The organism is Mycobacterium sp. (genome assembly GCF_049683935.1).
Lineage (GTDB): Bacteria > Actinomycetota > Actinomycetes > Mycobacteriales > Mycobacteriaceae > Mycobacterium.
Window position 1 is genome coordinate 1 of sequence record NZ_JBAUJR010000201.1, and the last position, 20696, is coordinate 20696.

Sequence of the window (20696 nt, forward strand, 5' to 3'; positions counted from 1 at the left end):
TTTCATGACGTGACGGGCGGTGTGTACAAGGCCCGGGAACGTATTCACCGCAGCGTTGCTGATCTGCGATTACTAGCGACTCCGACTTCACGGGGTCGAGTTGCAGACCCCGATCCGAACTGAGACCGGCTTTCAAGGGATTCGCTCCACCTCACGGATTCGCAGCCCTTTGTACCGGCCATTGTAGCATGTGTGAAGCCCTGGACATAAGGGGCATGATGACTTGACGTCATCCCCACCTTCCTCCGAGTTGACCCCGGCAGTCTCTTACGAGTCCCCACCATAACGTGCTGGCAACATAAGATAGGGGTTGCGCTCGTTGCGGGACTTAACCCAACATCTCACGACACGAGCTGACGACAGCCATGCACCACCTGCACACAGGCCACAAGGGAACTGATATCTCTACCAGCGTCCTGTGCATGTCAAACCCAGGTAAGGTTCTTCGCGTTGCATCGAATTAATCCACATGCTCCGCCGCTTGTGCGGGCCCCCGTCAATTTCTTTGAGTTTTAGCCTTGCGGCCGTACTCCCCAGGCGGGGTACTTAATGCGTTAGCTACGGCACGGATCCCAAGGAAGGAAACCCACACCTAGTACCCACCGTTTACGGCGTGGACTACCAGGGTATCTAATCCTGTTCGCTCCCCACGCTTTCGCTCCTCAGCGTCAGTTACTGCCCAGAGACCCGCCTTCGCCACCGGTGTTCCTCCTGATATCTGCGCATTCCACCGCTACACCAGGAATTCCAGTCTCCCCTGCAGTACTCCAGTCTGCCCGTATCGCCCGCACGCCCACAGTTAAGCTGTGAGTTTTCACGAACAACGCGACAAACCACCTACGAGCTCTTTACGCCCAGTAATTCCGGACAACGCTCGCACCCTACGTATTACCGCGGCTGCTGGCACGTAGTTGGCCGGTGCTTCTTCTCCAGGTACCGTCACTTGCGCTTCGTCCCTGGCGAAAGAGGTTTACAACCCGAAGGCCGTCATCCCTCACGCGGCGTCGCTGCATCAGGCTTGCGCCCATTGTGCAATATTCCCCACTGCTGCCTCCCGTAGGAGTCTGGGCCGTATCTCAGTCCCAGTGTGGCCGGACACCCTCTCAGGCCGGCTACCCGTCGTCGCCTTGGTGAGCCGTAACCTCACCAACAAGCTGATAGGCCGCGGGCCCATCCCACACCGCAAAAGCTTTCCCCCACCAGACATGCATCCAGCAAGGTGTATTCGGTATTAGACCCAGTTTCCCAGGCTTATCCCAAAGTGCAGGGCAGATCACCCACGTGTTACTCACCCGTTCGCCACTCGAGTACCCCGAAGGGCCTTTCCGTTCGACTTGCATGTGTTAAGCACGCCGCCAGCGTTCGTCCTGAGCCAGAATCAAACTCTCCAAACAAAAACAACCCATCCACAGACAGGTGCATTCGAATCAGAACAAGCCTGAAACCAACAAACAGACACCAAAACCGGCATCCAAAAAAACAACGTCATGCCCCCAAACGGGAAAATAAGGACACAACAAAAAACAACAAACAAAAACCACCAAACACACTATTGAGTTCTCAAACAACACACCCGGTTTTCAGGCAACCCTGCCACTGTACTGCACGTGACCAGGGAGGTCAAACCTCGTCCATCCGATCTTTCGACCGGGGCCGCTGGCTTCTGTCGAAATACTACGCTCTGTCGGGCCTAAGTCCCAAATCTCCAGTACACAACCCGATTTGAGCTTGCGGAGGCTACGTCACCCGCTCGATCTCCGCGCCCAGATCGACCAGATTTTCCACGAAGTTCGGGTACCCGCGGTCGATGTGAAAGACGTCGTGCACCTCGGTGTCACCGTCGGCGACCAATCCGGCCAGCACGAGTCCGGCGCCGGCACGGATGTCCGAGGACCACACCGGGGCACTGGACAGCTGCGGGATCCCCCGCACCACCGCATGGTGGCCGTCGGTCCGGGCATCGGCCCCGAGCCTGATCATCTCTTCGACAAACCGGAACCGGGCTTCGAAGACGTTCTCGGTGATCATCGACGTGCCGTCCGCGATCGCCGCCAGGCCGATGGCCATCGGCTGCAGGTCGGTCGGGAACCCCGGGAAGGGCAGCGTGGCGACGTTCACCGCCTTGGGCCGTTCGTACTGCACCACCCGGAAGCCGTCGTCAGACTGTGTCACCGTGGCTCCGGCATCGTGCAGTTTGTGAAGTACCAACTGCAGGTGCTGCGGATCGACACCGGTGACCGAGATGTCCCCGCGAGTCATCGCCGCCGCGATGCCCCAGGTCGCCGCCACGATCCGGTCGCCGATGACCCGATGCTCGGTGGGATAGAGCCGGTCGACACCGGTGATGGACAAGGTCGATGATCCGGCGCCGGTGATGTGGGCGCCCATCTGACTGAGCATCGTGCACAGGTCGACGACATCGGGTTCGCGGGCAGCGTTGTAGATCGTGGTGACGCCCTCGGCGAGGACCGCGGCCATCAGGATGTTCTCGGTCGCTCCCACCGAGGGGAACTCCAACTGGATCTCGGCCCCGCGCAGGTGTTCCGCCTCCGCGACCACACAACCGTGTTCGATGTTGCACCGCGCACCGAGCAGGCGAAGCCCTGACTGATGCATGTCGAGCGGGCGCGAGCCGATGGCGTCGCCGCCGGGCAGCGCAACCTTTGCGCGCTTACAACGGCCGACCAGCGGACCGAGGACACACACCGACGCGCGGAACTGACGGACCGCGGCGAAGTCCGCGTCGTACTTCAACTCGTCCGGTGAGGTCACCATGACGACGTCACCGTCGAGCTCGACGGTGGCGCCGAGTCCGCGGAGCACCTCGGCCATCAGCGGCACGTCGAGGATGTCGGGGCAGTTGGTGATGGTGCTCGTGCCCTCTGCCAGCAGCGCGGCCGCCATCAGCTTCAACACGCTGTTCTTGGCGCCCCCGACGGCAACTGCGCCCGATAACCGGCTACCGCCGGTCACTACGAAACGCTCGCTCACCCGGGTCAGTGTAAACAGCGCCGTCGGCCGTGTCAGTTTGCAGCGCCCTGCGGGGCGACACACACCGGTACGGTTTCCTCATGGCTGTACACCTGACGCGCATCTATACCCGGACCGGCGACGATGGCACCACCGGTCTGAGCGACTTCAGCAGGGTTTCCAAGAACGACGCCCGCCTGGCCGCGTACGCCGACTGTGACGAGACCAACGCCGCTATCGGCGTCGCAGTCGCACTTGGTGACCCGGATCAGCGAGTTCTCGACGTCCTGCGGCAGATTCAGAACGATCTGTTCGACGCGGGCGCCGACCTGTCGACACCGGTGGTCGAGAACCCCGAGTACCCGCCGCTTCGCATCAAGCAGAGTTACATCGACCGCCTCGAGTCGTGGTGCGACGAGTTCAACGAGCCACTGCCGGCACTGACCTCGTTCATCCTGCCGGGTGGAACCCCGCTCTCAGCGCTGCTCCATGTAGCGCGCACCGTGTCGCGGCGAGCGGAGCGATCGGCATGGCACGCGATGGACACCCACGGTGATTCGATCAGCGTGCTGCCGGCGAAATACCTCAACCGGCTGTCGGATCTGCTCTTCATCCTGTCCCGGGTGGCGAACCCCCAAGGCGATGTCCTGTGGCAGCCGGGCGGGCAGAGTCAGTAGGTACGACGCCGCGCCCTCGGCGATGGCCGCGACTCCAACCATGACGTGAAAGCCGTCAAAGCTCCCCGATCGAGGGCGACCTCGTAGCCGCGTCCGCTTTCCGGCGCGACATCTCGAAGCTCGAGAATGACGATCTCTTCGGTCATGATGTCGAACTCGTCACCGCGCGGGGAGCGTCGCGACACGATTTCCAGACCTCGCCGGCTCAGCGTTCGATCGGGCCACCAACGCATGCTGGAAAGCCGGTAGAAACCGGCTTCGCCTCCGCGATATCGCATCACGCCGTGCCGCCAGCCGTGGCCGCCCACCGCGGGGACGTCGCGGAGTATCGCCGCCGTGCCGCCCACCTGCCGCAGCTTCCACAGCCGGTAGCTCAGCGCTGCCACCACGACCAACAGCACACCGATCAGCGCGACCATGAACAGCACGGACGCGCTCATCGGCCCGCCTACTAGTCGATCTGACCCAGAGCGCGAAGCCGCGCCCTGCCCCATGCCGCGGTGCTCTCGTCGTCTGATTCCGAGTCCTGCTTCGCGTCGTCGGCGTTGATCTCCGACTCGAATTCGGCACGCTCGACCAGGATTCGGACGGCTTCGTCGGTGACCGACAGAAATCCGCCTTCGACCGCGATCCGCAGGTCGTCTTCACCCTCGCGCTCCACGCGCACCATCGCGTCGTCGACCAGTTCGGCAACCAACGGGATGTGGCGCGGCAGGATGCCGATTTCGCCCGCGGTGGTGCGGGTGAACACGAACGTTGCCTCACCCGACCACAGCTCGCGCTCCACAGCGACGATCTCGACGTTCAGTTCCGCCATGTCACACCACCTTTCGCAGCTGGATGCTCATCACAACTTGGCGCCGAGGCTCTCTGCCTTCTTGGCCAGATCGTCCAGGCCACCGATCAGGAAGAACGCCTGCTCGGGGAGGTGGTCGAAATCGCCCTTGCTCAGCTTGTCGAACGCCTCGATGGTCTCCTTGAGCGGCACCGTCGAACCCGGCTGACCGGTGAACTGCTCGGCCGCCATCATGTTCTGGCTCAGGAAGCGCTCGATCCGGCGCGCCCGGTTGACCAGCTGCTTGTCCTCTTCGGACAGCTCGTCGACGCCGAGGATGGCGATGATGTCCTGCAGGTCCTTGTACCGCTGCAGGATGCGGATGACTTCCTGCGCCACCCGGTAGTGCTCGTCGCCGACGACCGCGGGATCCAGGATCGTCGAGGACGACGCCAGCGGGTCCACTGCCGGGAAGATGCCCTTGGAGAACACATTTCGGCTGAGTTCCGTGGTGGCGTCCAGGTGGGCGAAGGTGGTTGCCGGCGCCGGGTCGGTGTAGTCGTCGGCGGGCACGTACACGGCCTGCATCGAGGTGATCGAGCGACCGCGCGTCGAGGTGATGCGCTCCTGGAGCTCACCCATCTCGTCGGCGAGCGTGGGCTGGTAGCCCACCGCGGACGGCATACGGCCGAGCAGGGTGGACACCTCGGAGCCGGCCTGGGTGAACCGGAAGATGTTGTCGATGAACAGCAGCACGTCCTGCTGCTTCTCGTCGCGGAAGTACTCGGCCATCGTGAGCGCCGAGAGCGCCACCCGCATACGGGTGCCGGGCGGCTCGTCCATCTGGCCGAACACCAGAGCGGTGTCCTTGAGCACGTCGGCGTCGGCGAGCTCGACCCAGAGGTCGTTGCCCTCACGGGTGCGCTCCCCCACGCCGGCGAACACCGAGGTACCACCGAAGTTGCGGGCGATGCGGTTGATCATCTCCTGGATCAGCACGGTCTTGCCCACGCCGGCGCCGCCGAACAGGGCGATCTTGCCACCGCGCACGTACGGAGTGAGCAGGTCGACGACCTTGAGGCCGGTCTCCAGCATCTCGGTGCGGGGCTCGAGTTCGGCGAATGGCGGGGGCTTGCGGTGGATCGACCAGTGGTCGAAGTCCTCGCCGTAACCGGGCTCGTCCAGGCAATCGCCGAGCGCGTTGAACACGTGCCCCTTGACGCCGTCACCGACGGGCACCGAGATGGACTTGCCCGAGTCGGTCACCTCGACACCGCGGACCAGACCGTCAGTGGGCTGCATGGAGATGGTGCGGACCAGGTTGTCCCCGAGGTGCTGGGCGACCTCGAGGGTCAGCGTCTTGGCCAGGTCTCCGTAGGTGATCTCCGTGTTCAGGGCGTTGAACAGCTCGGGTACCGAACCCCGCGGGAACTCGACGTCGACAACCGGCCCTGTGATACGTACGACGCGACCGGCTGTTCCGCTCTTGCTGTCGCTCTTGGTGTCTTCTGCGGTAGCAGTCATTTCCTCTTCGCTTCCTACGGGGCTTCTGTGTTCGATTTGGGTGGGCGTCAGGCGTCGGCGAGCGCGTTCGCGCCGCCGACGATCTCGCTGATTTCCTGGGTGATCTGGGCCTGACGTTCGCGGTTAGCCATCAGGGTCAGGTCCTTGATCAGGTCGTCGGCGTTGTCCGAAGCCGACTTCATGGCACGACGTCGAGATGCGGACTCCGACGCGGCCGCCTCCAGCAGCGCCGCGTACACGCGGGTCGCGATGTAACGCGGCAGCAGTGCGTCGAACAACGTCTCCGGGTCCGGCTCGAACGAGAAGAGCGTGCGCGGCCCGTCGTCCTCGGGTTCGTCCTCGACGTACTCGACGACCATCGGCGCGATCCGCCGCGCGACCGCAGACTGCGAAAGCATCGACCTGAATTCGGTGAAGACGATGTGCAGTTCGTCGACACCGAGGATGCCGTCGTCGCCGGCATCGTCGCCCTCGTCGTCGGCGCCGGACATGAACGCCGTCACCAGGGTGTCGGCGATTTCGCGGGCGTTCTCGTAGGTGGGCCGCTCGGAGAACCCGGTCCAGGATTCGGTCACCTCACGCTGGCGGAAGTTGTAGTAGCCCAGAGCTTTCCGCCCGACGACGTACACCTCCGGCTTCTTGCCCTCGTCGCGCAGCAGCGCGAAGAGCTCCTCGGACTGCCGCAGCACGTTGGCGTTGTAGGCTCCGCACAGCCCGCGGTCCGACGACACCACGAGCACGCCCGCCCGCTTCGGATTCTCCCGCTGCACAAGCAACGGGTGATCGAGCGCGCTGGCACTGGCAAGCTCGGTGAGCATGCTGGTGATCTCGGTGGAATAGGGCCGAGCCGCCTGGACTCGGGCCTGGGCCTTGGCGATTCGCGAGGTTGCGATCAGTTCCTGGGCCTTGGTGATCTTCTTGATCGACCCGGCGGAACGGATGCGCCCGCGAAGTTCGCGCAGTGTTGCAGCCATCTAGCTCTCCTAGACCTCTCTCACGTAGATGAAGTCGGTCTACTTCTTGGGGGCCGGCTTGCGGACCTTGACGGATTCCTTCTCGACGTCTTCCTCGTCCATGGCCTCAGTCTCGGCCTCGTTCACGACCACCGAACTGCCGTCGGTAGCCGAGAAGCCCTTCTTGAACTCGTTGATGACGTCGGTCAGCTTCTTCTCGGTCTCCTCCGACAGCTTCTTGGTCTCCCGGACCTCACTGAGAATGTCGTCGTGGGAAGCCCGGACATGCTCCAGAACCTCGGTCTCGAAGCGCGCCACATCTTCGACCGGAACCGAATCGAGGTGCCCCTTGGTGCCGAGGAAGATCGCAACGACCTGATCCTCGACCGAGTACGGCGTGTACTGCGGCTGCTTGAGCAGCTCGACCAGCCGGGCGCCACGCTCCAGCTGTGCCTTCGACGCCGCGTCCAGATCTGAGGCGAAGGCGGCGAACGCTTCGAGCTCACGGTACTGCGACAGCTCCAGACGCAGCGAGCCCGCAACCTCTTTCATGGCCTTGATCTGGGCCGCACCACCAACACGGGACACCGACACACCGACGTTGATGGCCGGCCGCACACCCTGGTTGAACAGATCGGATTCCAGGAAGCACTGGCCGTCGGTGATCGAGATGACGTTGGTCGGGATGAACGCCGAGATGTCGCTGGCCTTGGTCTCGATGATCGGCAGCCCGGTCATCGATCCACCGCCCAGTTCGTCGGACAGCTTCGCGCAACGTTCCAGGAGCCGCGAATGCAGGTAGAACACGTCACCGGGGAAGGCTTCGCGGCCCGGCGGACGGCGCAGCAGCAGCGAGATCGCGCGGTAGGCGTCGGCCTGCTTGGACAGGTCGTCGAACACGATGAGGACGTGCTTGCCGTCGTACATCCAGTGCTGACCGATCGCTGAGCCGGTGTACGGCGCAAGCCACTTGAAGCCGGCAGCGTCGGAAGCCGGCGCGGCGACGATGGTGGTGTACTCCATCGCGCCACCCTCTTCGAGAGCGCGCTTCACGCTGGCGATCGTGGTGCCCTTCTGACCGATCGCGACGTACACGCAGCGCACCTGCTGCTTCGGGTCACCGGTCTCCCAGGCCTGCCGCTGGTTGAGGATCGTGTCCACGCAGACCGCGGTCTTGCCGGTCTTGCGGTCGCCGATGATCAGCTGGCGCTGCCCGCGACCGATCGGGGTCTGCGAGTCGATGGCCTTGATGCCGGTCTGCAGCGGCTCCGAGACACCCTGGCGTTGGATCACCGACGGTGCCTGCAGTTCGAGCACGCGGCGGGTGTCCGACTCGATGTCGCCCTGGCCGTCGATCGGCTGACCGAGAGGGTTGACGACACGTCCGAGGAACGCGTCGCCGACCGGGACCGAGAGCACCTCACCGGTGCGCTTGACCTGCTGTCCCTGTTCGATCTTCTCGAAATCACCGAGGATCACGACGCCGACGCTGTGCTCATCGAGGTTCAGCGCCACACCGAGAACTCCGCCGGGGAACTCCAGGAGCTCCTGGGTCATCACCGAAGGTAGTCCCTCGACGTGGGCGATGCCGTCGCCCGCGTCGATGACGGTGCCGATTTCCTCGCGTTCGGATTCGGCGGTGAAGGAGGAGACGTAGTCCTCGATTGCACCCTCGATGTCAGAAGCCGAGATTGTCAACTCTGCCATGGCTTTTCGTCTTCCTGCCTTTACGTTTGTTACTGCTCGAGTTCGAGTCAGGTCAGTCCGGAAGCCCTGTGCGGGCCGCTTCCAACCGGGATGAGATGGAGCCGTCGATGACTTCGTCACCGACAGCGATCAGGAGCCCACCGAGAACGGCGGGGTCGATGTTCAACTGAACCGACACCGGGTGGCCGTAGATCCGGCTCAGCACCTCCGTCAGACGCGTGGCTTGTTCGTCGGACAGGTCCGCCGCTGCGGTGACCTCGGCAACGACCTCGCCACGCCGTGCGACAGCGAGCTCAGCAAGCTCGTTCACGGCGACTTCAGCGGGCTCACCGCGAAGCAGTTCGACGGTCTGCGTCAACAGTGCCGCCGCGGTGGCGTTCACCCCGCCGCCGGAGTCGAGCACGTTCTGCAACAGGCTGACCCGGCGCTCGGTAGGCACCATGTGGTCAGACAGCAGCCTGCTCAACCGCGATTCGTTGTCGAGGACCCGACCGAAGCGGAACAACTGCTCCTCGACCTCTTCGGCCTGGCCATCCCGCTCCGCACGCACCAGAAGTGCGAGCCGGGCGACATGCTCGACAGCGTCGATGAGGTTCGCTTCACTCGACCACCGCTGTGAGACAGCGGTGTTGAGGAGTTTCAGCGTGTTCGCGTCAACCTTGTCGGTGAACAGCCGCTCCACCATCTGCACCTTCGCGGCCGACTCTTCGGTCGGCTGCGCAAGAGCCTTGTTCAGCGCCGGCTCATCGAGGAGCAACTTCGCCACGGCAGGCAGGTTCTCTGCCAGCGCGGTCAGGGTCTCGGCGTCGGCACCGTCGGTGACCGATTCGAATTCCTTGACGAGCGCAGCCAGCGCGTCGCGGCTCGCCGCCCGCAGGTTGAGAGTCGCTCCCGCCGTCAGCACTGCCGGCGACGGTGCCATGTCATCGAGTTCGTCAAGGAACTTGTCGACGATCGAGGACTGGGCCGCCGGGTCGGCGACGAAGTTGCGGACGAGGTCCTCGGCCCTCTGCACGGATTCGACACCGAGGTTCTGTCGAAGACCACGGATCGTCTGCTGCCGCAGCAGCTGAACCTGCTGCTCCCCTTGCGCTTTGATCCGCTCGGCGTCGGTCCCAGCCTGCTCACGCAGCTGCTCGACGATGCGCGCGGAATCCGCGCGGGCTTCGTCGGTCACCTTGGCGCCGTCGGACTTGGCGTCCTCGAGTGCTTTGGCGTGCATCTGGTCGGCGTTGGCGAGTTTCTCCTCGGCGGACTTGCTCTCCTCGAGCGCAACCCGCACCGCCTCCTGCTGCTGGTGCATCATCTTGCGGACCAGCGGCACGACGTACTTCCACACCAGGAAGCCGATGATGGCGAAACCGACGAGGTTTCCGATCAGAGTCGACATCAGCGACCACCGCCCGATGTGGACGGCGACGATGAGGCTGTCACCTCAACCCCCAGAATTCGGCTGGCCAGAGTGGAGGACAGATCCCCCACCGACGACTCCAGCTGGCTCGATGTGGCTTCGGCATTCTGCGAGAGCTCGTTGTTGGCGCTCTCCAGCTGCTGCGCGACTTCGTCTCCCGCCTCGGCACGCTTGGCGTCGACGACCTTGCGCCCCTCGGTACGTGCCTCGTCACGGATGCTGGATGCCTCACCTCGTGCGGCGGCCATCGTCTGCTGGTAGTCGGCGCGAGCAGCCTCGAGCTGCTTGGCCGCTTCCTTGTTGTCCGCGGCTGTCTTGGCCAGCATGGCTTCACGTTCGGCCAACACCTTGCTGACCGGCGGAACCACCCATTTGGCAATCACGCCGAGCACCACCAGGAAGATCAACAGCACGACGAAGAACGTGCCGTTGGGGAGCAGGAAGTTGCTTGTCTCCCCGACGTCCTCCACCGCCAGAATGGTTGCGCTCAGTTCACCCATGTCGCTGTATTAGCTGACCGGGGTGGCGAAGACGAACAGAGCCATGAACGCCAGGTTGATGAAGTACGCCGCTTCGACCAGACCGACGGTGATGAAGAACGGAGTGAACAGTCGGCCCTGGGCTTCCGGCTGGCGTGCGATGCCCGAGATCAGCGCATTACCGGCAACACCGTTACCGATACCGGCACCGATAGCGCCGCCCGCCATGATCAGACCACCGCCGATGAGCGCGCCGGCAGCGATTGTGGGATCCATTCCTTATCCTCCTTGATAACTGGCAGTAGTGACTACCAGGGTCTTTGCGTTTCTAACGGGTCGAGATTCGTTGTGCTGAACTGTGCTTCGAGGGTCGTCCGGTCTCGTCAGTGGTGGTCGTCCTCGTGATCGAGCTCCATTGACTGCCCGAAGTAGAGGATCGTCAACAACGAGAAGATGAACGCCTGGATGAGGCCGATGAACAGGTCGAAGGCCTTCCAGATCGCGTTGGGCGCCCACAGGATCCACGCCGGGAACATCGCGATCAGCCCGATCATGATGCTGCCGGCAAAGATGTTGCCGAAGAGTCGCAGTGACAACGAGATGGGCTTCGCGATCTCCTCGACGAGGTTGATCGGCGCGAGGAATGCGACGTGACCCTTGAGCAGCTTCGCGGGGTGGCCGAGGAAGCCACGACGCCAGATCCCCGCCGCGTGGTAGGCGATGAACACGAACGCCGCGAGCGCGAAGACGAAGTTGACGTCGGCAGCCGGGGGCTTGAGGAGTTCATGCTCGAGGCCGTCGCTGCCGGTGTACTGCACGGGCAGCACTGCTATCCAGTTGGCGATCAGGATGAAGGTGAACAGGCTGACCGCCAGCGGCAGGATGAAGGGGGCGATCTTCATCCCGATCGCGCTCTCGACCTGGTTGCGGAACTGAATGGTCACGGTCTCGAAGAACAGCTGGACTCCACCTGGGACACCGGTCGAGGTGACCTTCGCCCGCAGGATGAACGCCAGCACCAGCACGACCGCAGCCGCGATCGCCGTCGACAACACGGTGTCGACATTGACCGTCATACCGAACCACTCCTGCTCGGTGTGGTGGCCGACCTGGAGAGCCAGGATTTGTTCGCTCATCTGTTGATGATCCTTCAGTGCTTATCCGTCGTTGGATGTCGTAGGCGCTTGAGATGTCAGGGGGTCCGCGGGGTCCTCGCCGGAGCGCAACTTCTTGAGCACCGGCAGCGAGGTGGTGAGCACCAGGATGACCTGGAACAGCGCCAAACCGAACAACACCCCGAGGCCCTGCGGCCGGAACACGAACGCGATGGTCAGCCCGACAGCGGTGATGACCAGCAACCGGGTGGCGGAGTTGAGCGCCATCTGACTCTTCAGGGGATGGTCCTTGGCGGTGATCGCCTGGACGGCCCGTCGGACCAGCAGCGCGTTGAGCAAGCCGAGCGCCAAGCCGACGCCGAAGAACACCCCGAACATCGGGTAGCCCAGCACTGCGGCAATGGCGACCGCGGCGGCGGTGATCGCTGCGCAGATCGCGGAGAGAACCACAGGCCTGAATGCCACGGCGGGCAACACCAACGGCGCTTCGTGCGCTGGCGTTGTCACTGAGTTCACCTCGATCTCGCGGTCACGAGGACTACTGTCCCGTCATTCCTGTGCGTGGCGGTCCGAGCGTATCGGACTGCCAGGAGCACACTGGAATCACCCAAGGGTCAGTATCCTTTGTCGGTCGTTGTTCCATGCCGATCGGCGATGTACCGAGGGGCACGGGGGCCGGCAACCCGCGAGGTTCATTCGGGTTCTGCGAAGACCCTAACACATGGTTAGGGGCCTAAATCGGGCCTACTACTTTTTGTCGTATACATCCTCGAAGGACCCGTTCCGACGCCCCAGAAGCGGGATCAGGGTCGCCACGATCGCGACCAGGATCGCCCCCGCCATGACCCCGGCGGTGTGGCGCGGGTCGAAGAAGATCGTGCTGGCCGCGCCGAGCGCCACGATGCCGACCCACAGGTAGATGATCAGCACCACCCGGCGGTGGGAATGCCCGATCTCCAGCAGTCGGTGATGCAGGTGCATCTTGTCGGGGCTGAACGGGCTCAGGCCCGCGCGGGTCCGTCGGATGATGGCCAGCAGCATGTCCAGGGCCGGTACGAACATGACCGCCACGACGAGCAGGAACGGCGACAGCAGCGCGAAGACGTCGCGAGCCCCGTACGCCGTCTGGGAGATCGGGCCTGCCGCGGTCGTCGACGCGGCGGCGAGCATCAGGCCGATCAGCATCGAGCCTGAATCGCCCATGAAGATCCGGGCCTTGTGGAAGTTGTGCGGAAGGAAACCGAGGCAGGCGCCCGCGAGCACGACCGAGATGACGGCGGGCGGGTAGAACAGCACGTCGCCACCGTGGTCGCGCAACAGCCCGACCGAGAAGATGCAGATGGCCGACGCCGTGATCAGACCCAGCCCCGCGGCCAGGCCGTCCAGACCGTCGACGAAGTTCATCGCGTTGACGATCGCCACCGTCAGCGCCAACGTCAGCAGGATCGACGAGACCTGGTCGAGCACGATGGTGCCCACGCCGCCGATCGGTATGTAGAGCACGCTCCACGCGACGCCCATCGTGACGAGGACACTCGCCGCGGTGATCTGGCCCGCGAATTTTGTCAGCGCGTCCAGGCCCCACCGGTCGTCGATCAGGCCGACGAGCATGATGAGACCGCCCGCGACCACCACGGCGGGCATCCCCGAGGAGTAGACGAAACCGCGGGTCAATGCCGGCAGTTGGGAGGCCAGCAGCACCGCAGCCACGACACCGAGGTACATCGCCAGGCCGCCCATGCGCGGGGTCGGCTGCAGGTGCACGTCACGCTCGCGCGGGTAGGCCACCGCGCCCCACCGGGTCGCGACCACCCGCACCCAGCCGGTGGCCAGGTAGGTGATGATCGCCGCGGTCAGTCCGACCAGTGCCAGCTCTCGCAACGGGACACCGGCACCCTGTTCGGAGAGCGCCATCAGGCTCTCCGACATGGGCGCCGTGATCATCGCCGAACCGTTGTGCACAAAACTCCAGATCAATCCGTCTGCGTGGTGAGGGTCGCCGCCTCGACGCCCAGGACGCCGGCGATGGCATCGACACTCACCGGGCCCTGACGCAACACCCGCGGATGTGTGCCGGTGAGGTCGACGATCGTCGACGCGGCCTGCTGTTCGGCAGGTCCACCGTCAAGGTAGACCTCGACGAGATCGCCGAGTTGATCGCGCGCCTCACCGGCGGTCAGCGCGGCGGGGCGCCCCGAGATGTTCGCGCTCGAGACAGCCATTGGCCCCACTTCTCGCAGCAGGTCGATGGCCACCGGGTGAAGCGGCATCCGCAACATCACGGTGCCGTGCGCATCACCGAGATCCCATTGCAGCGACGGCGCCTGGTGCACCACCAAGCTCAGTGCGCCCGGCCAGAACGCCCTGATCAGCTCACGGGCGCTCTGCGGCACCGAGTAGACCAGTCCCTGGATCGTGTGCCACGACCCCACCAGTACCGGCACCGGCATGTCGCGGCCGCGCCCCTTGGCAGACAGCAGCGCGGCCACCGCATTGCTGTCGAAGGCGTCGGCGCCGATGCCGTAGACGGTGTCGGTGGGCATCACGACCAGGCGCCCGCCCTTGAGCGCGCTGATCGCCGACGCGATGCCCGTCTCCCGCTGCGCGGGATCGGTGCAGTCGAACGCTTCACTCATGCGCGATCCGCTTCGCTTCTCGCTGGGATGTCACAGTAAAGAGCCTCTCACCCACCACGTACCGCGGTCACGAAGCGGGGCCGGCCGGTGAGGTCGTGTCGTGCGGTGACCTCGACGAATCCGCCTGCGCGGGTGAACGCTTCGACGGTGCGTTCGGAGGTGCTGTCGTCGTGCTCGACGGCGCAGCGTCCGCCGGGCCGAAGCAGGCGCGCCGCCAGCCCGATGATCGCGGCGATCACCACCATACCGTCGTCGCCCCCGAACAACGCGTGCGCCGGATCATGTTCGGCGACTTCGGGTTCCAGCTCGGCGCCGTTAGGGATGTAGGGCGGATTGGCTACCAGAAGGTCGACGGTGCCGTCGAGTTCACCGAGCAGGCCCGCAGTGCTGACGTCGGCCCGCAGCAATTCGACGGAGGTGTCGGCGACATTGTGGCGCGCGTAGGCCAGCGCCTCGTCCGAGTCGTCGACCGCGATCACCCGGGCGGCGGGCCGGTGGTGCCACAGTGCGATTGCCAGCGCGGCCGAGCCGGTGCACAGATCCACCACCACCGGGTGGGGCGACAGCGGTTGGGCAAGCGCCCATTCCAGCAGGGACTCGGTCTCCGGGCGCGGGATGAACACGCCGGGGCCGACCGCGACGGTCACCGCGCCGAACGCAGCCGTTCCGGTCAGGTGCTGCAACGGCACGCGCTCGGCGCGGCGGGCGACAAGCAGTTCGTATCGTTCGACGAAGTCGGCACCGGGCTCGATCAGCGCCAATCGGCCGCGGTCGGTGCCGGCCACATGAGCGGCCAACAGTTCGGCATCAACGCGCGGGGATCCCACACCGGAAGCGGCCAGCGTCTCGGTCGCCGCATCGATCACGTCGCGCAGCCGGCGGGTTCTCATCGCCGCGTCGTCACGTGCTCTGCAGCCTGGACTGCCTGTCGGCGGCCGCGAGCGCGTCGAACAGCGGATCCATGTCCCCCTCGAGCACCTGGTCGAGGTTGTGCGCCTTGTAGTTGATCCGATGGTCGGCGATCCGGTTCTCCGGGTAGTTGTACGTCCGGATGCGTTCACTGCGGTCGACGGTGCGGATCTGGCTGGCACGGTCGGCCGACGCGTCGGCCTGTGCCTGCTCCTCGGCGAGCAACTGCAGCCGGGCGGCGAGCACCTGCATCGCGCGGGCCTTGTTCTGCAGTTGCGATCGTTCGTTCTGGCAGGTGACGACGATGCCGGTCGGTAGGTGGGTGATACGCACCGCGGAGTCGGTGGTGTTGACGCCCTGGCCGCCCTTGCCCGACGACCGGTAGACGTCGACGCGAAGGTCCGAGTCGTCGATCTGCACCTGCCCGACCTCTTCGGGTTCGGGATACACGAGAACACCCGCCGCAGAGGTGTGCACCCGGCCCTGGGATTCGGTGACCGGTACCCGCTGCACCCGGTGCACACCGCCCTCGAACTTCATCCGTGACCAGACTCCGTCTGCGGAGTCCCCCTTGCTGGTGATCGACAGCGTCGCGTCCTTGTAGCCGCCGAGGTCGGAGAACGTCTCGCCGAGAACCGTGACGTTCCAGCCGTGCCGCTCGGCGTAGCGGACGTACATCCGCGCGAGGTCCGCTGCGAACAGCGCCGACTCTTCTCCGCCCTCCCCGGACTTGACCTCCAACACGATGTCGTCGGCGTCATGCGGGTCCCGCGGCGCCAGCAGGTCGGTGAGGGTGGTCTCCAGGTCGTGCACCATTGCCGCGAGCTCGTCGACCTCAGCAGCGAACGACGCGTCGTCGGCGGCCAGTTCGCGCGCCGCTTCCAGGTCACCGCGTGCGGTTTCGAGCTTGCGGTAGGTGGCGACGACCGGCGATATCTGAGCGAATCGCCGGCCCGCCTTACGTGCGGCCGCAGGATCGGCGTGCAGTTCGGGATCAGCGAGGCGACGTTCCAGATCGGCGTGCTCGGCGAGCATGGCTTCGACCGCCGGGGACGTTTCGGTCACCTGGCCTCCTCTCGCGCACACCGTCTGCTACTGGTCACTCCAACCCACGAAACGGCGCCCGGCCTGCGCGGATGCGACAGATCGGGCGCCGATCTCGCCAGAGCTACTTGTGGTCGGCAGCCTTGGCCCCGGCACGTTTGCCGTAGCGCTTCTCGAAGCGGGCGACGCGACCGCCGCTGTCGAGGATCTTCTGCTTACCGGTGTAGAAGGGGTGGCACTGCGAGCACACCTCGGCGGTGATCTGTCCACTCTTCTTGGTGCTCCGAGTGGTGAAGCTGCTTCCACAGCCGCACAGCACAGTGGTCTCTACATACTCAGGGTGAATGCCCGATTTCATGGTTTCCTCTTCGATCGTGGGCCCCGGGTCGCCTCTCCCGTTCTGGGAGGCTTGCGGCGTGAACCGGAACCGAGGTGTCGGCGATGAATTATGCCAGGTCAACCGCCAGTGTCCTAAACGCCTACGCCCAGGGCCCTATTCCCTGCCGATCACGCGGTAGGTGTCGCCGTCACGCTTCCACAGCACCCGGCCGTCAGGCTGGACACCCCTGGCCACGAGTTCACGCTTGACCACCTTGTTGGTGGCTGTGCTGGGCAGTTCTTCGGCGATCCAGACATGTCGCGGCCACGCTTTCGGTGACAGGTCCGGCTGGGCGGCGAGGAACTCGCCGAACGCGTTCGGCGTCAGGGTCGCATCATCCTGGAGGACAATCGCGGCCATCACCTGATCGCCGACGTGCTCATCGGGAACCGGGTAGACCGCGACCTGACTGATCGCGGGTTCACGGATGAGGATGCGTTCGATGGGCGCCGAGGTCATGTTCTCGCCGTCCACCCGCATCCAGTCCGCGGTGCGACCGGCCAGATAGATCCAGCCGTCGGCGTCCCGGTAGGCGAGGTCGCCGGACCAGAACATGCCGTGCCGCATTCGCTCGTCGGTGGCCCCCGGGTCGTTGTAATAGCCCGCGAACATCCCGGCCCCCTGGGTGTTGACCAACTCGCCGATCGCGTCATCGCCGTTGGCCAACGCACCGTGCTCGTCGAATTCGGCAACAGCGCACTCGGTGAGGGTCTCCGAGTCGTAGATGGCCACGCCGGGAAACCCCCTGCCGATCGAACCGGCCGGGCAGCCCTCCTCGCGGGTCACGGTCACCGCGTTCTCGGTCGAGCCGAACCCGTCCCACACCTCGCATCCGAACCGGCGGGCGAACTGTTCGATGTCGCGGTCGCTTGCTTCGTTGCCGAACGCCACCCGCAGCGGGTTGTCCGGGTCATCCGGCCGTTCCGGGCTGGCCAGGATGTAGGCCAGCGGTTTGCCGACGTAGTTCATGTAGGTGACGCCGTAGTGGCGGACATCGTCGATGAAGCGCGACGCGGTGAACTGGGCCGGCGCCATCGCGGCGCCCGCGTTGAGCGCCACCGACCACCCGGCCAGAACGGCATTGCTGTGGAACAGCGGCATCGACAGGTAACAGACGTCCGCCGACGTCAGCTCGTAGCGACCGGCCAGGGCAGCGCCCGCGAGCAACACCATCGCATGCATGACGCGGACGGCCTTCGGATCACCGCTGGTGCCGGAGGTGAAGATCAGCATGTAGGTGTCCGTCGCGCCGACTTCGTGATGCGGCGTGAGCGGACCCGCCTGTCCCAGCAGCTCCTGCCATTCGGGACTCCCGACCACCAGCACGCGCACCCCGGCCAGGTCCAGGCCGTCGAGCAGCCCGCGGTGGCGTTCGTCGGTGATCAGGAGCTGGCAGTCGGCTCGGCGGATGTCGCGAGCGAGGGCCTCGCCGCGCCGGGTGTTGTTGATCCCGCAGAGCACGTACCCGCCGAGGCCGGCGGCAGCCATCGCCGTCAACATGTCGGGCGTGTTGTCCAGCAGGACACCCACATGAAGGGGCTTTCCCGGATCGGCGATGCCGATCAGTGCGGCGGCCTGGGTCGCGGCGCACCCGAGGTGTTCACGCCAGGTCCAGGTCTGACCGGCGTATTTGACCGCGACGCCGTCGTCGTCCGCGCGCTCCCGCAGAAGCTGCTGAACTGTCTCCGCCACCCGCTGGACCCTCCTCCGGTAGTGAACAAATTTCACCACGTGTCTACTCGATCGACCGCGGGCCTGGCGCATCGGCCCACCGGAGACCGGTCATTTGCGAAGATAGGGGCGTGACTGTCGACGCCGCGGCGAAACCCGCCATCAGGTCCGTGCGGGATCGACTGATCGACGCCGCCGAACAATGCCTGACCGTCAAAGGGATTCGTGCGACGACCGTCTCCGAGGTGGCCGAGGCGGCCGGGGTCAGCCGCGGCTGGCTCTACCGTCATTTCCCCGACAAGTCCGAACTGCTCGGCGCGGCGATCGTCCGACTGAACGATGCGTTCTGGACCGAGTCGCGGGTCCGCCTGGATGCGGTGACCGGACTCGATCAGCAGATCACCAGCGGAATCGCGCTGGCGCGCAGGGAATCCGAGACGCCCGGAGCGCTCGTGCTCAAGCTGCGCCAGGAAGAGCCTGAGGCATTCACGGCCTGCGTGGGCCTCGGGGTTCGCGGACTCATCCCGGAGATCGCCGCGTTCTGGGTGCCGTACGTTCAGGCGGCGGTGGACCGCGGCGAGATCCATCCCGACACGGACTGCGCAGAAGCCGCCGAGTGGATCGCGAGGATCACGATGAGCCTGGCGACCGTGCCCGGCGAACAGTTCGACGTCGACGACCACGACTCGGTGCTGCGCCACACCCGCCGCTACATCGTGGCGGCGCTGCGCTGCGATCCGAACCAGTGGCCGGCGGTTTCGGGGTAGCCCGTCACATTGTGCGCGACGGGCGACACCGAAATCGCTCAGTCGTGGTCGTTGCCGCCGGGGGTGTTCTTCGACACCTGCACCAGGAACTCGTAGTTCGTCTTGGTCTTGCGCAGCTGGCTCATCAGCAGGTCGATGGCCTGATGCGGGTCCAAGCCGGACAGCACCCGGCGCAGCTTGTGCACCACGGCGAACTCGTCGGTCGACAGCAGCAGCTCGTCCTTGCGGGTGCCCGACGGGTTGACGTCGACGGCCGGGAACACCCGGCGCTCGGAGATCTTGCGGTCCAGCTTGAGCTCCGCGTTACCGGTGCCCTTGAACTCCTCGAAGATCACCGTGTCGCCGGTGGAACCGGTCTCGACCATCGCCGTGGCGATGATCGTCAGCGAGCCACCTTCTTCGATGTTGCGCGCCGCGCCCAGGAACCGCTTCGGCGGGTACAGCGCGGTCGAGTCGACACCACCGGAGAGGATGCGGCCCGACGCCGGTGAGGCGTTGTTGTAGGCACGACCGAGACGGGTGATCGAGTCCAACAGCACCACGACGTCCTTGCCCTGCTCGACCAGGCGCTTGGCCCGTTCGATCGCGAGCTCGGCGGCCTGGGTGTGATCTGACGGCGGCCGGTCGAAGGTGGACGCGATGACCTCGCCCTTCACCGAACGCTGCATGTCGGTGACCTCTTCGGGTCGCTCGTCGACGAGCACGACCATCAGATGGCATTCCGGGTTGTTCCTGGTGATCGCATTGGCGATGTCCTGCATGATCGTGGTCTTACCGGCCTTGGGCGGTGACACGATCAGGGCGCGCTGCCCCTTGCCGATCGGCATGATCAGGTCGATGACGCGGGTGGTCAGCTTGTCCGGAGTGGTCTCCAGGCGCAGCCGGGTGTTCGGGTACAGCGGCGTGAGCTTCTGGAACTCGGGCCGCTTCCTTGCCTCGTCGACCGGCTTGCCGTTGACGGTGTCCAGACGCACCAACGGATTGAACTTCTGCCGGGCGTTCTGCCCCCCACCGCTGTCGCCTTCCCGCGGGACGCGGACGGCGCCGGTGACCGCGTCGCCACGGCGCAAGCCGTTCTTACGCACCATGTTCATCGAGACGTAGACGTCGTTCGGCCCCGCCAGATAACCCGAGGTACGCACGAACGCGTAGTTGTCGAGTACGTCGAGGATGCCCGCAACCGGCTGGACCACGTCGTCTTCCCGGAGTTCGGTCTCGCGATCGACTCCGCCACCGCCGCCTCCGCCGTCGCCACCGCGATCACGACGCTTGCGGTCGCGGAACCGGCGACCGCGACGGCCCTGTCGGCCCTCCCCGTCGTCGTCGGCGTTGCCGCCCCGGTTCTGACCACCCTGCTGATCGGAGTTGTCATTGCGGTTGTCGCCGCGGTTGTCATTGCGGTTGTCGTTGCGGTCACCGCGATTCTCGTTGCGGTTGTCGCCACGGTTGTCGTTGCGATTGTCGCCGCGGTTGTCGTTGTCCCTGTCGGACCGATCGGAACGGTCGGCGCGATCGTTCCTGTTGTCCGACTTGTCGTTCTTCTCGGCCTTGGCGTCGCCGGCGTTGTCACCGGCCTCGCCCTGACTCCGCTTGTTCTGATCCTTGTTCTGCTCGGCACCGCTGGGGCCACCCGCACCGCGGGATGCGGAACGACGCTCGCGTCGCTGCTGGGGCGGTTG

At 65.1% G+C, this 20696-nt stretch carries 20 protein-coding genes and 1 rRNA gene; 2 read left to right on the top strand and 19 right to left on the bottom strand.

From position 1 onward, the window contains the following. Positions 1–1394 (bottom strand): 16S ribosomal RNA (locus WA965_RS11265); the annotation flags it as partial. A 343-nt stretch (positions 1395–1737) separates the two neighbouring features. Further along, a complete protein-coding gene (gene murA, locus WA965_RS11270; protein WP_526303172.1) occupies positions 1738–2991 on the bottom strand; it encodes a UDP-N-acetylglucosamine 1-carboxyvinyltransferase in 1254 nt (417 codons plus the stop codon). A gap of 80 nt (positions 2992–3071) precedes the next feature. On the opposite strand from murA, the gene WA965_RS11275 reads away from it, so the two are divergent. Then, positions 3072–3647: a cob(I)yrinic acid a,c-diamide adenosyltransferase gene (locus WA965_RS11275; RefSeq protein WP_526303173.1), complete on the top strand. Its 576-nt coding sequence runs from the start codon at positions 3072–3074 to the stop codon at positions 3645–3647. Here the strand turns inward: WA965_RS11275 and WA965_RS11280 are convergent. From WA965_RS11280 to fadD1, 16 genes are all read right to left on the bottom strand, one after another. Further along, positions 3641–4087: a DUF2550 family protein gene (locus WA965_RS11280; RefSeq protein ID WP_526303174.1), complete on the bottom strand. Its 447-nt coding sequence runs from the start codon at positions 4085–4087 to the stop codon at positions 3641–3643. The two genes, WA965_RS11275 and WA965_RS11280, sit on opposite strands and share 7 nt — an antisense overlap. Positions 4088–4098: 11 nt before the next feature. Further along, positions 4099–4464, bottom strand: a complete 366-nt coding sequence (locus WA965_RS11285) for a F0F1 ATP synthase subunit epsilon (RefSeq protein ID WP_178357850.1) — start codon at positions 4462–4464, stop codon at positions 4099–4101. A gap of 30 nt (positions 4465–4494) precedes the next feature. Continuing rightward, entirely contained in the window at positions 4495–5946 is a 1452-nt protein-coding gene (atpD, locus tag WA965_RS11290; RefSeq protein WP_526303175.1) for a F0F1 ATP synthase subunit beta, read from the bottom strand. A gap of 47 nt (positions 5947–5993) precedes the next feature. Then, positions 5994–6920, bottom strand: coding sequence for a F0F1 ATP synthase subunit gamma (locus WA965_RS11295; RefSeq protein WP_526303176.1), 927 nt, complete (start codon positions 6918–6920; stop codon positions 5994–5996). 39 nt (positions 6921–6959) lie between these two features. Further along, positions 6960–8606, bottom strand: coding sequence for a F0F1 ATP synthase subunit alpha (gene atpA, locus WA965_RS11300; RefSeq protein WP_526303177.1), 1647 nt, complete (start codon positions 8604–8606; stop codon positions 6960–6962). A gap of 52 nt (positions 8607–8658) precedes the next feature. Further along, the gene (locus tag WA965_RS11305) at positions 8659–9996 is read right to left on the bottom strand and encodes a F0F1 ATP synthase subunit B/delta (RefSeq protein WP_526303178.1); all 1338 of its coding nucleotides are present in this window, start codon (positions 9994–9996) and stop codon (positions 8659–8661) included. Next, the gene (locus WA965_RS11310; RefSeq protein WP_526303179.1) at positions 9996–10517 is read right to left on the bottom strand and encodes a F0F1 ATP synthase subunit B; all 522 of its coding nucleotides are present in this window, start codon (positions 10515–10517) and stop codon (positions 9996–9998) included. The genes WA965_RS11305 and WA965_RS11310 overlap by 1 nt, the downstream gene beginning before the upstream one ends. 9 nt (positions 10518–10526) lie before the next feature. Further along, on the bottom strand, positions 10527–10772 hold the full coding sequence (locus WA965_RS11315) for a F0F1 ATP synthase subunit C (RefSeq protein WP_178357856.1): 246 nt from the start codon (positions 10770–10772) through the stop codon (positions 10527–10529). 107 nt (positions 10773–10879) lie between these two features. Further along, on the bottom strand, positions 10880–11632 hold the full coding sequence (gene atpB, locus WA965_RS11320; protein ID WP_178357857.1) for a F0F1 ATP synthase subunit A: 753 nt from the start codon (positions 11630–11632) through the stop codon (positions 10880–10882). A 21-nt stretch (positions 11633–11653) separates the two neighbouring features. Then, positions 11654–12118, bottom strand: coding sequence for an ATP synthase subunit I (locus WA965_RS11325; RefSeq protein ID WP_526303180.1), 465 nt, complete (start codon positions 12116–12118; stop codon positions 11654–11656). A gap of 240 nt (positions 12119–12358) precedes the next feature. After that, positions 12359–13555 (bottom strand): glycosyltransferase family 4 protein, encoded by a 1197-nt coding sequence (locus WA965_RS11330; protein WP_526303181.1) that lies wholly within the window; start codon positions 13553–13555, stop codon positions 12359–12361. A gap of 29 nt (positions 13556–13584) precedes the next feature. After that, on the bottom strand, positions 13585–14247 hold the full coding sequence (locus WA965_RS11335) for an L-threonylcarbamoyladenylate synthase (protein ID WP_526303182.1): 663 nt from the start codon (positions 14245–14247) through the stop codon (positions 13585–13587). 47 nt (positions 14248–14294) lie between these two features. Further along, positions 14295–15137, bottom strand: coding sequence for a peptide chain release factor N(5)-glutamine methyltransferase (gene prmC / locus WA965_RS11340; RefSeq protein WP_526303183.1), 843 nt, complete (start codon positions 15135–15137; stop codon positions 14295–14297). A 10-nt stretch (positions 15138–15147) separates the two neighbouring features. Further along, on the bottom strand, positions 15148–16191 hold the full coding sequence (prfA, locus tag WA965_RS11345) for a peptide chain release factor 1 (RefSeq protein WP_526303191.1): 1044 nt from the start codon (positions 16189–16191) through the stop codon (positions 15148–15150). 133 nt (positions 16192–16324) lie between these two features. After that, entirely contained in the window at positions 16325–16558 is a 234-nt protein-coding gene (rpmE, locus tag WA965_RS11350; RefSeq protein ID WP_526303184.1) for a 50S ribosomal protein L31, read from the bottom strand. A gap of 135 nt (positions 16559–16693) precedes the next feature. Beyond that, on the bottom strand, positions 16694–18271 hold the full coding sequence (gene fadD1, locus WA965_RS11355) for a fatty-acid--CoA ligase FadD1 (RefSeq protein WP_526303185.1): 1578 nt from the start codon (positions 18269–18271) through the stop codon (positions 16694–16696). A 110-nt stretch (positions 18272–18381) separates the two neighbouring features. Between fadD1 and WA965_RS11360 the strand changes: the two genes are divergently transcribed. Beyond that, positions 18382–19017 carry a TetR/AcrR family transcriptional regulator gene (locus tag WA965_RS11360; RefSeq protein ID WP_526303186.1) on the top strand — a complete coding sequence of 212 codons (636 nt, stop codon included), beginning with the start codon at positions 18382–18384 and terminating at the stop codon, positions 19015–19017. 38 nt (positions 19018–19055) lie between these two features. Here WA965_RS11360 and rho read toward each other — a convergent pair. Next, on the bottom strand, positions 19056–20696 hold a 1641-nt coding region (rho, locus tag WA965_RS11365; RefSeq protein ID WP_526447518.1), incomplete at its 5' end, for a transcription termination factor Rho.